This window comes from Mesorhizobium sp. M1295, from assembly GCF_040318135.1.
GTDB lineage: Bacteria > Pseudomonadota > Alphaproteobacteria > Rhizobiales > Rhizobiaceae > Mesorhizobium.
On sequence record NZ_JAMYLU010000006.1, the window covers coordinates 63,550 to 77,512 of the forward strand.

Annotated in this window: 13 protein-coding genes; 4 read left to right on the plus strand and 9 right to left on the minus strand. The window is 60.9% G+C overall.

Annotated elements, in window-relative coordinates; translation table 11 throughout:
* The first annotated feature begins 82 nt into the window (after positions 1-82).
* Together NKH29_RS11015 and NKH29_RS11020 are read left to right on the plus strand one after the other, a co-directional pair.
* Positions 83-1,327 (plus strand): flavin-containing monooxygenase, encoded by a 1,245-nt coding sequence (locus tag NKH29_RS11015; protein ID WP_352999587.1) that lies wholly within the window; start codon positions 83-85, stop codon positions 1,325-1,327.
* On the plus strand, positions 1,299-1,790 hold the full coding sequence (locus NKH29_RS11020; RefSeq protein WP_198030514.1) for a substrate-binding domain-containing protein: 492 nt from the start codon (positions 1,299-1,301) through the stop codon (positions 1,788-1,790). The genes NKH29_RS11015 and NKH29_RS11020 overlap by 29 nt, the downstream gene beginning before the upstream one ends.
* A gap of 12 nt (positions 1,791-1,802) precedes the next feature.
* On the opposite strand, the gene NKH29_RS11025 is transcribed toward NKH29_RS11020, so the two are convergent.
* Positions 1,803-2,243 carry a DUF2267 domain-containing protein gene (locus NKH29_RS11025; RefSeq protein ID WP_352482016.1) on the minus strand — a complete coding sequence of 147 codons (441 nt, stop codon included), beginning with the start codon at positions 2,241-2,243 and terminating at the stop codon, positions 1,803-1,805.
* Between the two features lie 419 nt (positions 2,244-2,662).
* Here NKH29_RS11025 and NKH29_RS11030 point away from each other — a divergent pair, with 419 nt between their 5' ends.
* Positions 2,663-3,130, plus strand: coding sequence for a VOC family protein (locus NKH29_RS11030; protein WP_352482014.1), 468 nt, complete (start codon positions 2,663-2,665; stop codon positions 3,128-3,130).
* A gap of 75 nt (positions 3,131-3,205) precedes the next feature.
* Here NKH29_RS11030 and NKH29_RS11035 read toward each other — a convergent pair whose 3' ends face one another.
* The 5 genes from NKH29_RS11035 to NKH29_RS11055 all read right to left on the minus strand — a co-directional run bounded on the left by NKH29_RS11035 (position 3,206) and on the right by NKH29_RS11055 (position 8,627).
* On the minus strand, positions 3,206-4,402 hold the full coding sequence (locus tag NKH29_RS11035; RefSeq protein ID WP_352482013.1) for a glycoside hydrolase family 172 protein: 1,197 nt from the start codon (positions 4,400-4,402) through the stop codon (positions 3,206-3,208).
* Between the two features lie 24 nt (positions 4,403-4,426).
* Positions 4,427-5,269 (minus strand): carbohydrate ABC transporter permease, encoded by an 843-nt coding sequence (locus tag NKH29_RS11040; RefSeq protein WP_352482011.1) that lies wholly within the window; start codon positions 5,267-5,269, stop codon positions 4,427-4,429.
* The gene (locus NKH29_RS11045) at positions 5,262-6,188 is read right to left on the minus strand and encodes a carbohydrate ABC transporter permease (RefSeq protein ID WP_031194369.1); all 927 of its coding nucleotides are present in this window, start codon (positions 6,186-6,188) and stop codon (positions 5,262-5,264) included. Before NKH29_RS11045 ends, NKH29_RS11040 begins: the two co-directional genes overlap by 8 nt.
* A gap of 28 nt (positions 6,189-6,216) precedes the next feature.
* Positions 6,217-7,551: an ABC transporter substrate-binding protein gene (locus NKH29_RS11050; RefSeq protein ID WP_352918254.1), complete on the minus strand. Its 1,335-nt coding sequence runs from the start codon at positions 7,549-7,551 to the stop codon at positions 6,217-6,219.
* Between the two features lie 71 nt (positions 7,552-7,622).
* The gene (locus tag NKH29_RS11055) at positions 7,623-8,627 is read right to left on the minus strand and encodes a LacI family DNA-binding transcriptional regulator (RefSeq protein ID WP_023720275.1); all 1,005 of its coding nucleotides are present in this window, start codon (positions 8,625-8,627) and stop codon (positions 7,623-7,625) included.
* Between the two features lie 908 nt (positions 8,628-9,535).
* Here NKH29_RS11055 and NKH29_RS11060 point away from each other — a divergent pair.
* Positions 9,536-9,994 carry a hypothetical protein gene (locus tag NKH29_RS11060; protein ID WP_352482009.1) on the plus strand — a complete coding sequence of 153 codons (459 nt, stop codon included), beginning with the start codon at positions 9,536-9,538 and terminating at the stop codon, positions 9,992-9,994.
* 39 nt (positions 9,995-10,033) lie between these two features.
* Here NKH29_RS11060 and NKH29_RS11065 read toward each other — a convergent pair whose 3' ends face one another.
* The 3 genes from NKH29_RS11065 to NKH29_RS11075 form a co-directional block, all read right to left on the minus strand.
* Complete coding sequence (locus NKH29_RS11065; RefSeq protein ID WP_352482007.1) at positions 10,034-10,708, minus strand: LuxR C-terminal-related transcriptional regulator; 675 nt, start codon at positions 10,706-10,708, stop codon at positions 10,034-10,036.
* The gene (locus tag NKH29_RS11070) at positions 10,705-12,147 is read right to left on the minus strand and encodes a sensor histidine kinase (protein ID WP_352482096.1); all 1,443 of its coding nucleotides are present in this window, start codon (positions 12,145-12,147) and stop codon (positions 10,705-10,707) included. The genes NKH29_RS11065 and NKH29_RS11070 overlap by 4 nt, the downstream gene beginning before the upstream one ends.
* A 147-nt stretch (positions 12,148-12,294) precedes the next feature.
* A complete protein-coding gene (locus tag NKH29_RS11075; protein ID WP_352965025.1) occupies positions 12,295-13,812 on the minus strand; it encodes a S10 family peptidase in 1,518 nt (505 codons plus the stop codon).
* Between the last annotated feature and the right edge of the window lie 151 nt (positions 13,813-13,963).

Sequence of the window (13,963 nt, forward strand, 5' to 3'; positions counted from 1 at the left end):
TCCGTTGGCAGAGGCGTTACGCTGATGGCGCCAGTGCCGCCTCACAGCGCTGCAACGGCGCTAGCCTCCGGATCCGCGGCAAATGACGGATAATGCCAACGTCCTTGATGCAGTAGTAGTCGGGGCCGGCTGGGCCGGTCTGGGCGTCAGCTATTCGCTGGCTCGGCAAGGCTTGCGCCATGCCGTATTGGAGCGCGGCCGCATCGGAGAGACCTGGCGCACCCAGCGGTGGGATTCCTTCCGGATGAATACGCCCAACGTGCAGACCGTCATGCCCGGCGACTGCTATGACGGTTCGGATCCGTTCGGTGCCCTGACGCGCAACCAGTTCGTCGCCCTGCTTGAGGATTTCGCCAGGCGAAACGAATTGCCGGTCGAACCGGACACTGTGGTGACCGAGCTCGCCGGCGGGCACGAGAATGGCGGCTATCGGCTGATCACCTCGCGCGGAACACTTTTGGCACGCAACGTGGTGATCGCCAGCGGCAACTTGAATTGTCCGGTGCGCCCAGTTTGGGCCGCTGCGTTGCCGCCGGGCCTGCGCCAGATCGATGCTTCTGATTATCGCAGCGCCGCTGATCTCCCGGCTGGAGCGGTGCTGGTGGTCGGAAGCGGCCAGTCCGGTGCCCAGATCGCGGAAGAACTGGCGGAAGCAGGCCGAACAGTCTTCCTTGCCACCAGCCGGGTCGGGCGGCTCTCGCGGCACTACAGAGGTCGCGACATCATGCTCTGGCTCGTCGAAAGCGGATTTCTCGACGTGCGTCGAGACGAGATCATTCGACTTGCGGGGCGCATTCCACCTCGTGGTCTGCTTGGGGTAGAACACACGATAAGCCTGCAAGGGCTCGGCGCCCAAGGTGTCGTGCTGCTGGGGCGGTTCGCAGGCGTCGAAGATGACGGCCGTCTGTCATTCGCCGACGATCTCGAAGAGCATGTTCGTTTTGCGGATGAGGCCTCCGCCAACGTCAAACGCTATATCGACGAATACATCAGCCGCTCCGGAATCGATGCCCCCGTTTCGGAACCCGACCCAGCGGAGACTGTCGCAGCGCAGCTGCCGAATCCGGCTGTCCGTTCTCTTGATGCTGCCGAGTCCGGCATCACGACCGTGGTGTGGTGCACCGGATTCAAGGGCGATTTCAGTTGGGTGAGGCTTTCCGGTCTGCTCGACCCGGAAGGACAGCCTGTTCACGAGGATGGCGTGGCCGCCCTGCCAGGCATCTACTTCGCCGGGTTGGATTTCGCCTCCACGCGCAAATCAGGCATGATATTGGCGATTGCCGAGGAGGCCCATCGCCTTGCGGAACACATCGTGCGGCGTTCGTGACGACCTGGACACCGTCGGCAGGTTTCTAAACCCCCAAGCGGTGAACGGAAGCCGTCACGCCGCCTATCACAGCTTCCTGCAAGCACGCGGCCTTCCGCTGCGAGATGACCTTGTGATCGGCGGTGCAGAGGCGCGCAAGGCTGCGTTTGCCAATGTCACGGCGCTGGCCGCCCGCATGGACCGGCCGACCGCGCTTTTCGTCGAATCCGATCTTGCCGCCGTGACCGCCCTGCACGCATTCGAGGAGGCCGGGCTCTCCGTGCCGGGCGACATAGCGGTCATCGGGTGTGGCAATATCGACGAGGGCGAATTCAGTCATACGGCATTGACGACGATCGGTCCTGAAACGGCCCACTACGACCATTTTGCCGATCATCTGATCTCATTGATTTCGGCAACACCGGGCGCAATACCTACCCTTTTCAGCGTTTCGTGGCAGTTGGTCCGTCGCACGTCCGCATGAGCAGGATCGCCGCTATTTGACGCCCACGCTTTCAGGCCAGAGCGCCTGGATTTCCTTTGGCAGCGCATCTCGCACCTTTGCCGACTGGCCAAGGTCGATATGCCGTGCAAGCACGCGAAATACCGAGCGTACTGCATCCTCGGGATCGACAGGACGGGTCGATTTCAATTCCTCGGCGATGTGTTGCAGGAACTCCTCGAGCGAGCGTGTCTTATCGGGCATGTCGGCGGGCCGATAGTGATCATAGTAGGCGCCCCGCACGAGCAGCGGCAGTTCCGCTCCCAATTTGGCCGCCAGTCCGATCTGTAGCCTGTCCCGCAGGGTTCGCAGAACGGCGCCCAATGTGTGCCAGGCGACGTGGCGATCCGGACCAAGATCCGCCATGATCTCGTCGAGCCAGATGTTTGTTAGTTGCAGCGTTTTGTCAAAAACGTCCAAGCCGGTTGTGCTCATCGTCGCCTCCTCGAAAGGTTCTGCGGGCGAAACGGCGACCGGAGACAATTGTTTCGTGGTCCTGTGAAAATAGCCTGGCAAAGCGATGGAAGCCGGTTTAGGTCGGAGAGCCTCTTTGCGTCAGGTCTGCTCTTGGCGCTTCGGCTTCGCTGCCGACGAGCTTCGCCAGCTTCGGTGAGCGCCGTCTCGAGGCGCGCAGTTCTTCGAACGTCAACGGCGCGCGCAACCTTCCCATGGTCGTATCCGGCCATCTGCGTTCCGATCATGAAAGCCGTCTCTGCTGATCCGAAATGCGTCTTTGTCCCCCTAACTGGGCTTGCGCTCATCGGTTTCCGAACGCCTCGCCGTCTAAGCCGGCAATGAGACCAGTCCTCACGTTGCCCGAACCGGATATCTCTTGCCGGACATCTCTTGACTGAATGAGCGGCCCGCGCCGACAATGGCATTGGGAAGATGGCGGGATGTCGCCCACGGTGTTCGGCACCACTTGGCGATCAAGCTGCGAAAGGGCTGTGATGGATTGGAAGCTGGAACTGGTCCCGGTCCCCGTATCGGACGTCGATAGAGCAATCGGCTTTTATGTTGGCAAGGTCGGCTTTCATCTCGATCACGACCACACCGTAAGCGACGAGATACGTTTCGTGCAATTGACGCCGCCCGGTTCGGCCTGTTCGATTGCCATGGGCAAGGGCCTCGTCGACAGCCCCCCGGGATCCATAAGAGGCCTGCAACTGGTCGTGCCCGATATTGATGAGGCACACCGGCACCTGGCCGCTCAAGGTATCGTGGTCAGCGATATCAAGGATTTTCCCTGGGGCAGATTTGTCTTCTTTGAGGATCCCGACGGCAATACCTGGTCTGTCCAGCAACTTCCACCTCGCAGCTGAGGCGGCGAGCTACCGCAGGTCATGCCCCGACGCAGATAGCGCGGGACGCACGGTTCAATTCGAACGCATCCCGGCCTAACGCCTCTTCTCGTCGAAGGCGGCATTCCAATTGTGATAAGGCGCGCGATAGGTGGGGATGCGGTCCTCGACATCGGCAAGCGCTTCGAACGGCTTGTGCGGTTCCGCCTGATACCAGAAGGCGACTGACGAGATGTCGTCAGAGCGGCGATTGGCGTGACCGTGCTCGATGGTCACCCGGATGCGTTTGTGAAAGATGACCGGGTCCTCTATGTGCCAGCGATAGAGCGTGACCGGCTCCGTCCAGTTCGGCCCGCCGGCAGCGATTATGCCGTGATAGGGCGCGCTGTAGTCCTGTGTCGGGCACCATGCCGTATTGAAATAATCTTCCGTGCCGGTGCCGTGCAGTGTCGGCGGCCATGCATCGTTGGCGCCGGGGCTGGTCTCGCCACGATCGCCGACCAGTTCGGCCTTCAGCCCGATACGCGGATCGGGCTTGCGCACCGTATCCGGCACGGAAATGCCCGGCTCGCCGTCGACGAAGATCATGTCGTCGCCCTCACCATACCAGTCCCATAGAGGGGAGCGGCGGCGCGAATAGACGGAATAGAGCAGGCCGACATAGTGGCCGTGACCTTCCGCCTCCAGGATGGTGTAGTTACCGTTCCCGTCGGTATTTTCACCGCCAAACAGGAACTGCTCGTTGGCCAGCCCCGCCTCGTCGATGCCATCAGGTCGCTGCTGCCTGTACTGGGCGTGGAAGCGGCCCAGGCCTTCCTCCAGTTTTTCGTGAAGTTCGAGATCGACATAATAATAGAAAAGCAGGTCGTCCTCGGCCTCATTGGTAACGGTGAACCGCATATGGCTGGCAAACGGCATCGGAAAATAGCAGTTGAAGGCCTTGCCGTCCTCGGGGCTTGCCTGGACCGGCAGGCTGGCAAAATTGCGGGTGCGGGCATGGCTCATTCCGAAGAAATCGCCGATCGGCGTTTCGATGCTCGGATGTTCTTCACTATCCCAATACGCGCGAAATACGATCTTGCGCAGGAAGTCCTCGCTTTTGCAGGCGAGCGTCGCCCAGATATGCGTGATGATGCCGGCACCATCATGCTCGGCAATCACCGCCGTTTGGCCAGGTTCAATATGCAGCCGGTCGTCATTGCCGCCGGTGCGGTCGTAGCTTGAGAACCGGCGGGTTTTGGCGTCGCGCAATTTGGCGAGCCCGCGAAGCGGCGACAGGCCGGCATTATCCATGTGTTTCTCCTCTTGCTTCAGCGGTTATTTCAGGCCGCTTGTCTTGATGGATTCCATGATCTGGCGCTGGAAGATCACGAAGAGGACCAGCATCGGCACGGCGACGATGGTCGAGGCGGCCATGACATAATTCCAGGCGGCGGCGTACTGGCTCTTGAAGTTTGCGATGGCAACCTGCACCACCCAGAGATTGAGGTCCGACGTGATCGTCAACGGCCACAGGAAAGCGTTCCAGTTGGCGAGAAAGAACAGGATCGCCAACGCCGACAGGATCGGCCGGCTGAGCGGCAGGATGATGCTCCAATAGATGCGCCAATAGCTGGCGCCATCCATGATCGCCGCTTCTTCCAGCTCCCTCGGCAGCGACAGGTAGTATTGCCTGAGCAGGAAGATGCCGAATGCGTTGAAGATCGCCGGAATGATCAGCCCGGCATAGCTGTCCAGCATGTGCAGCGTCCGCGTCAAAATGAACAGCGGCACGATGATCACCGGCAGCGACACCAGGAACGTCGAGAACATGGCGAGGAACAGGATGTCGCGGCCCGGAAAACGCAGCCGTGCGAGCGAATAGCCGGCCATCGAATGGAAGAACAGCGCAGCGACGGTCACCGTCGCCGACACGAAGAACGAGTTGAAAAGGTAGCGCAGGAACGGCACCTCGGTCAGCACATAGAGGAAATTGCCGAGCGTCGGCCGTTCCGGAATGAGGCTCGGCGTGAAGACGTCGCTCGCCGGCTTGAGCGAGATGACCAGCATCCAGACAAGCGGGAACACCGTCATCAGGCCAAGCGCCGCGGTCGCCAGCATCCAGGCAAGCCTCGCCGCTCGTATCTGCGAACGCGTGGAAGGAGTTCGGCTGTCAGTCATGCTCGAAACGTCCGCCGCGCGTCAGCAGGAAGAAGAACACCGTGACCAGCATCAGCGCCAGCACCAGCAGCGATGCCATTGCCGATGCATAGCCGAAGGCGCCGAACTGGAACGCCTGCTTGTAGATGTAGATGATCAGCACCGAGGTCGAATTGACGGGCCCGCCCTTGGTCATCACATAGATCAGGTCGAAGACCTGGCCGCCGGCGACAGCCGCGACCAGCGAGACCAGGAGGACGAAGAAGCTGGTCGGTTTGAGCAAGGGCAAGGTAATGTACCAGAAGCTTGTCACCGGCCCGGCGCCGTCGATCTTTGCGGCCTCGTAATACTCTGCCGGGATGTCCTGGAGCCCGCCGAGGAAGATCAGCATGTAGAAGCCCATCAGGAACCAGACGCTGACCAGCACCAGCGTGAACAGCGCCAGATTTGGATCGCCGAGCAGCGAAATTCCGCTGAGGCCGACGAGCGGCGCCAGCCGGCTGACGATGCCGACCTTCTCGACCAGCATGAGTTGCCAGACGAGCGCCACGACGACCAGGCTGACCATCTGCGGCGCAAAGAACATCGAGCGCATGACCGCGTTGAAGCGGTTGGTCTTCTGCACCAGAAGCGCCAGCCCCAGCCCGGCGGCGTAGAGCGCCGGCACCAGCATGACGGCATAGGCCACGGTCACTTTCACCGACGACCAGAACAGCGGATCGCTCCACATGCGCCGATAATTGCCGAGCCCGACGAATCTATAGCCGCCGAAGCCGTTGACCTCGAAAAACCCGACGGCGAGCGACAGCAGCATCGGCACGCCGACGAACACCAGCAGTCCGAGCGCATCGGGCAGGACGAACAGCCATGCGGCGTAGCGTTCCCTTTGCTTGGCGGTAAGGCCGCGAGCGGATTTGGCGCCCGCGGCCGGCGATTTCATCTCGTCTGCGTGCATGCTGGAAGGGGACCTAAAGGATCGGCGCGCCGGAATAGGAAGCGAGGAACGCGTCGAGTTGCTGACTGGCTGCCGTCGCGGCCTGCTGGGCATCGACCCCGCCAAGCTGTGCCGACTGGATGGCATCCGAGATGATCTTGTAGGCTTCAGGCGGAACCCGCGGTTCGGCACGCGTTCCCGGGTGGATTTCCTTGGCGAAGGTGCCGAACTTACCCGTGCTGAAGACATCGGCGCCGGCCTTCAGTGCGCTGTTGCGCGGCGGCATGTCGCTTTTGGCGACCGCGCACCAGTTGACGACCCGGTCGATCGATCCCTGATCCATCGAGGCCAGCGCCCAGGCGCAGAACTGGGCGGAAGCATCCGGGTTCTTGCCCCCGGCATTGGCGACGAAGGCCCAGCCACCGCCGACGGTGACATATTTGCCATTGGCAGGTGTCGGCAATTTGAAGATGCCGTAGGGCACGTCCTTGGCGTTGTTGTCCATCGCCGAAATGCCCCAGATGCCGCAGTTCTGCATGGCGCACAGCCCTGCCCCGAGATTGGCGACGATGTCGAAGCCGCCGCCGACCACCTGACGCGGCGCCACACCGGTATTGATAGCATCCTGCCAGAGTTTAAGCGCATTGACCGTGGCCGCCGAATCGAAGGCGCTCTTGCCGTCCTTACCCTGGAATTCGCCGCCGCCCTGCCACAGAAACGGATACCAGGTGAAGTTCTGGTAATAGCCAGGCGTCGTTTCGAACAGCACGCCATAACGGTTGGGCGTCGTCAGCTTCTTGGCAACCGCCAACAACTCGTCCCAGGTCTTCGGCACGTCGTTTTCGTTGAGCTTTGCTTCCTCGAACGCTTTGACCGAATAATAGAAGGCCATCGGCTCGACCTCCATCGGCACGCCGTAGATCTTGCCGTCGACCATGCGGTTGGCGATGACGCTTTCCGGGAAATCGGCTTTGGCGGCATCCTCGATATGCGGCGTCAGGTCGGCCAGTACGCCGCCATTGTAATAACGCAGGAAATCGCCGGGGCTGATGAGGAAGATGTCGGGGCCCTCGCCCGACGCGAAGGCCGTCGCCAGCTTGGAGCCGGAGATGTATTCGCTGTTGACGACATATTCGAGCTCGACCTTCTGGTCGTGGCCGTCGTTCCAGTCGGCCACCAGCTTTTCGAACCACTGGACCTGTGGCTTCACGTCTCCGCCCGGCGCATAGAACTGCCAGAATTTCAGCGGCGCTTCCTGAGCGCGCAAGGCCATCCTATTGATGAACGGGAAGCCTGTAAGGCCGGCGGCGGCGAAAGTGGCGCCGCCCTGGATCAGCCGACGGCGGTTGAGGGTCGTTTTGTCAGTCATCATTTCCTCCCTGGGTGTTGTTCGGTCGAACGTTGGCGAAGGACCTCCGTTCCCTCTGCCGGCATTTGGCGTCATGCGCTGTCGGATGGGCTCAACGCGCATGGGATCACTTCGGTGCGCGGCGCGCCCTCGACTTTGCCGCCCAGGCGCTCGAGCAGCATTTCCGTGGCGCGCTTGGCGAGCATTGTCGGGCTGTTGCCGACACGGGTCAGCTTCGGCCTGACATATTCCAGCTGAGGCAGGTCATCGAAGACCGCGATGGCGATATCCTGAGGGATATTAATCGCATGGTCGTAGAATTCAGTCAGCGCACCGGAGGCCATCAGATAATTGGCGAAGAACATCGCCGACGGCAGGTTTCCGCCGTGCTTGTCCAGGAGCCAAGCGACCGCCTCCCGTCCTGACGGGGCAAGATAGCTTCCCTCGAACCGAAGATCGGCGGCGATTGGCACGCCATTGTCGGCAAGCCCTTTCTCGAAGCCCGCGGCACGCGCCATCGCCTCCTTGAAAAAGGATGGCCCGGTGACATGGGCGACGCGGCGATGGCCCCTCTTCGCCAGATACTCGCCCATCAGATAGCCGCCGCCGAAATCGTCCAGCTGGACGCTGTCGACGGCTTGATTGGGGAGATTGCCGATGAAGACGGCGGGCAGATCGAGGTTGAGCAGCTCGCTGTGCATGCCGTGCAGCGCGAAGTCGGCAACGATGACGCCGTCGACCCGCTTGCGCCCGATCTGGCGCAAATACTCGCGGCCGTGATCCTGTGAATGTCCGCCCGGTACGTCGGTGTTGAAGATCAGCATGTCGAGGCCGACCACTTCGAGCGTCGACTGCGCCGTCTTCACCAGCTCCGGGTAGAACGGGTTGCGGATGTCGGGGATCAGCATCGCGATGATGTTGGTGCGGCCGGTGCGCAGGCTCTGCGCCTGCGGGTTAGGCGTATAACCGAGTTCGTCGATCGCCGCTTGTACGCGCTCACGCAGCGGTTTCGATACCCGGTCCGCATGGTTGATGACATGCGACACTGTCGTGCGCGACACGCCCGCTCGCGTGGCAACTTTGGAAATCGTGCTCATAGTGACAGGTTATGAGCACATGAATGCATTTGCAAATCGATTTTACCGACGCCTCGCAGATCGGAGTCGTCCGGCGGATTGCTGCACAAATGACCAAAGAAAAAGGCCGGACTGTTAAGCCCGGCCAAGCGTGAAGGTCTGTAACCTCCAGAGGGGAACGCGCCGGACGCAATGGGAGGAGACGTCCGACGCAACTTTCATATGGGTCTGTATTGGTGACGTTTCAACGACATGGCAGTGGACCAACGTCGCTGTTGCCATAGTGCCAGGAACGCAAAGCATTCGAAGGGAGCGGTGGATCGCAGCTGCCAGTCGGATACAAAGGTCGCCGAATGCAAGGCGGGGTCCATTGCTCCTGGCATAGGGACTTCAGTCTGTAAGACTGTCGACCAAGGACCTGCACGGCCAAACTTTGGTCCGAGGCTGCTATCGCAAAAGCCCGAAATGCGAGAGTTTCAGGAACTGAGTTCCAAAGAACCCCGTTGCGATGCCGACTGGTACAGGAGGCCGCTATGGACCCGAGCATTCATCAGGCACGTTGGCTGCTTTTTCCGTTGTTTGGCCTGTGTTTCGGGATCGCGGCCATTGGATTTATTGTTGGCTGACGGTGGGAAGTCGGCGCTATCACCGAGAGACGCAACCAACGGAAGGCAAAAGACTTGCGCAGTAAATAGTCCCTTCCTGCGCCAGCGAGACCCACCAGTTACCATCGTGGGACTGGTGGGTCTTGACGTCCCGGATACAAACCATTGTTTTAAGCATGACACGAAGTCGAACAGGAGGCAGCACGACAGGTCCGTATGATTAAGGGGATTTACGACATGCGACTGGCAAGTTCATTGATGACGACCCGGAGACGAAGGACCAGATCTTCACGAGGACGTCGTGTCGGTATTTCCGTAATCGTGTTGACCTTCATTCTCGTCGTAGGCCCGTATCGCGTCATGTTCGACGGACCGTCGCCGACGCTCGGCCCGCAGGCCGCCTGTGCCAAAGACGGTGGGAACGGCAACGGCAATGGCGGAAACGGGAACGGGAACGGGAATTCAGGCAATTCGGGTGGAAACTCCGGCAATTCAAACTCGAACGCTGGAGCCGGCAAGGGCAAAGCAAAGTCGCAGGACGACAATCCCCCTGATCCCGCCCCTTTGGTAAACCCCGACAGCAAGCCAAAACTCTTTGTCAACGCGACCACAGGAGACCGGGTCGAGGTGCGTGGGCCGAGCATTGGCGTGGTGCATTCGAACGGCCTCAGCGAACGCATCGACAGCGGCCAATATGAAATGCGGGATGCCAAGGGCCGCACCATCATTCGGCGCCTGGCGACGCGTTCCGATCGGGACAGATTGCTTGAAATGATCAACTGAGGGCCAGTTCACATAGCTGCGCTGTGCGGCAATTTTGGCTCAAGCATGATCGCGAACAGGCGGATGCTGGCGCTCAGTCGCGTCGCGCAACGTCATTGCGGCTTCGGTCCTGTTGCTGACGTTGAGCTTGGCCAGGATTCGCGTCATGTGGTGCTTTATCGTTTTCTCATGCAGGTTCAGCCGAAGCCCGATCCGCTTGTTGCTCAGTCCCGCGGCAACCAGCGTCAGGATCTCCCTTTCGCGGCTGGTGAGTTCGGCAAGTCCGTCAGCTTTCGCCGGCTCTTTTGATTGAGCCGACAGATCGGCCAACAGGCGCGCCGATAATTGTGGACAGACATATCGTTCGCCCGACGCTACCGTGCGCAGGATCGCAGCCAACGTCCTCGACCCGACCCCCTTCAAAACATAGCCCCTTGCCCCGCTCTGCAACGCGGTCATCACGTGCTGGTTTTCTTCCGAAACGGTCAGCATCACGATTTTCAATGCCGGCTGCCGCTCCAGGGCCGGTCCGATCACACCAAGGCCACCTCCGGGAACCGAGATGTCCATCAGCAGAATGTCGGGCCGCTGGTCTTCGATTATCCGCAGGGCGTCATCTCTGCTGCTTCCTTCACCGACTATCTCGAATCCGCCGATCTGATCGAGCGTGCGCACAACGCCTTCCCTGAACAGAGGGTGGTCGTCGACGATGGCAAGCTTGATGGCTGCGGTCATGTCTGCCCCATTTCAACGATGTTGAGAGCCATTTTCACGATCGTGCCACTTTGTGAGGAAGTCACGGTAAACTGGCCCCCGAGGCTTTCCACCCGCTCGCGCAGCCCAACGAGCCCCAGCCTCTCGGGACGCACGATTTGTGGGTCAAAGCCAGGGCCGGCGTCGGACACTTCGATACAAACGCGCTCGCCGTCGAAATGTTTCTCGACCGACTGACCTTCACCTCCGGCATGGCGAAATCCATTGTTCAGCGCCTCCTGGACGAAGCGGAAGATGCAGATCTTGGCCGCCGGCGACAACGTCGCATGGCCGCCGGTCATCGATAGCGCCACTTTGGCTCCGGTTCGTTCTTCGTGCGCTTGCACGGCAAGCTCGAGAATTTCGGCCAACTCGGCATGCTCGATATGCGGCAGGACAAGGCCCTTGCTGATACTCCTGATCTCGCGCATGGCTTCGTCCAGATGTGCTTTGACGGCTAGCAATTCCTGTGCACGTTCGGCTGACGGCGTAGCGGGATCGGCAATGACGGGGCTGTCGATCCCCAGCGCTGCGAGAGCAACCAGTTGCGCGGGCCCATCGTGCAAGTCCGCACCGATGCGCCTGAGATAGCGTTCGTTGAGTGCGGTGGCGCGCTGCGAGGCACGCTGCACCTTCAGCCTCAACAGTCTGTTTTGAGCAAGCAGGTCGGAGAGTTCAGCAATGCGCTGCTTCAACGAGCGGCTCTGCGAACTGATCGTGCGGCTGCCACGGAACACGATTGCCGACAGCCCGAGAAAGAAGGCCGTTGTGACGGCGGCAACGTCCAGCCAGGTTCGAATAAGTGCCTGATGCAGGTTTCTTTCGAAATCAGTGGCGACCTCGTAGAATTCCGAAACGGCCACCACTTCCCCCGACCATGGCTGCAGCACCGGGTTGTAGATCTCGAGGAGATGCAAGCCGCTGGCTCTTTCGGCCTCGCTGTCCGGATCGTCGAGCTTGTCGAACTCCGAAACCATTTGGCCTGCAAACGCCGCGCGGAGATTGCCGCTGGGTTCAAAGCGCTTGCCGATCAATGTCTTGTCGGTCGAATACAGGATGGTTCCGTCGCGACGCCAGAGCTTGAAGGATTCGAGCCTTGTGCCGAGTGCCCCTTGTCCCAGCGTTTCATCGAGCGCGTGGGCGACGCTCTCGTCGAGGACTTCGCTCTTGCGCATATCCGGAAGCAGCGGCGCGATAACGCTGTCCACGTAAAGAGCCGTAGCGGATGCCGAATTCTGCGTGACCACGGCTTCTATGTGGCTCGTGACTGAAATCCCCACCACCACCATGGCCGACAGGGAGAATAGACCACCCGCGAGCAGGAACTGCGTGGCCAGCGACAACGCGTTCCAGCGGCCGACAAGGCTTGTCACCCAGTGTGGCCTAGTGTTCCGAGTGGCCCGCTCGGCAACACGCCGCATCAGTGGCGCGATTCTGGAGAACCGGCTAATTTGCTGTCGAACGTCGCTAAAAGACGCCATCCTTGGTGTGTAACCGATCAATTGCGATGGAACTAGGGCCTGATGAGAGGGCGAACAGCGCATCCGGCGCTTTTTTGCGCAACTGTCTCATTGCGTCGTTCGGTAAAGCTCGGACGCGGCCTGCTTCAGTGCCGCCCGTCCATCCGGCCTCAGATACATCATGTGCCCGCCTTCCAGCACCTCGGCGCGAATGGGCTTTGCGCCGGCAAGTGAAGGAATTTGACCAAGCAGGTAGCGCGAGCCCATGTACGGCGTCACCAGGTCGCTGTAGCCGTTGACGATCAGCACGCCGAGATTGGGGTTCAGCGTGCGCGCCTGCTGAAGGTCGTCCATGACACCCGCATAGCCCTGACGCGTCGGGCTCGTTCCATAGTCCCAATTGCCGCTAACTTCGCGGTTGAGAAGCCGATAGCTGATATCCGTACGGAAGTTCAATTCATCACGCACGTAGCCGACGAAAGCAGAGGTGAGCGCCGGCACGCTTCGGTCGAGCACCGGATCGGGACCCTCGACTCCAAGGCTCTCTGGCGCCACGTCCGCCGTCGCGATGTTGCCGTCATAGGCGCTGAGAACATTGCCCTTTGCCCGTGCAAACTCCTTGGCAAAGAGCCCTATGGGAATGCGTGCAAAGTGCCGCTGGACAAGGTTGAGCGGCAGACCGGTGATTTCGGCGACACGCTGGCTCGCCAGCCGTCCACCTTGCTCCAGTCCACCGGCTAGCGCGGCCAGATAATCGCCGAGCGCATAGCGTTCGACTTCTGCCAGCCGCTCCTGCAGAGCCGGGCCGGAAACGCCTTCGCTGTGCAGGCGCACTGCCGCCAGCGACGGCAGTTCCAGCGCCCAGTGGAGCGGCTGGAACTCGTCCGGGCGCACCAGCGTGAATTCGAGCGCCGGCGAAATCAGCACGACGCCGCTCGGGCTGATGCCGATGTCTTCCTGAAGCTTCCTGGCGAGCAATGCCGCCCGAAACCCGCCATAGCTTTCGCCGGCAAGAAACACCGGCGATGCCGTGCGGTTGGTCTGCGCCAGATAGAGCCGGATGAACGCGCCTATCGACGCGGCGTCCTGACTGACGCCCCAGAAGCTGTGTGCCTCCGTGCCGGGCGCTTCACGGCTGTAACCGGTTCCGACAGGGTCCACAAAGACCAAGTCGGTCATGTCGAGCCAAGTGTCGGGGTTATCGAACAGCCTCTGTGGCGGCGGCAGGAAACTTCCATCGGCCGCCGTCGCCAGGACCCGCGGACCGAGCGCGCCGAGGTGCAGATAGGCGGAAGCTGCTCCCGGACCGCCATTAAACACGAAGGTGATCGGACGCCGCCGATCCGGTCCCGTTTCTTTTCCGGGATGCAGTGCATAGGCGACATAGAAAATCTCGGCGGTGATATCGCCTTTGCCGGACGGCAATGACAGCGTGCCGGCCTTGGCCTCGTAATCGAGCGTGCGTCCGGCGATGACGATCGAATGATCGGAAGTCTGCGGCGGCGGCAGGAGCGAGAGAACCCCGCCTGTGGGCGGCGGCCGCTGGGCCGCCTCCGCATGACTGGCCCCAGCGCCGGCGGCCAACAGCAGAAGAGCGAGGGCGATTTCTTGCAGCTTGATAAGCATGACGTCTCCGGAGCAATTGGCTGGAAACTAGCACACCGTCGGCCGAACCAAAGTCACAGCACCGTGCGCCAGTACTCGGCGTCCAGGCGGAAGACAGGGTGCGAGGGTCATGGCAGCAGCGTCAACCCCTTGCAGCAGATGCGCGGCGGTG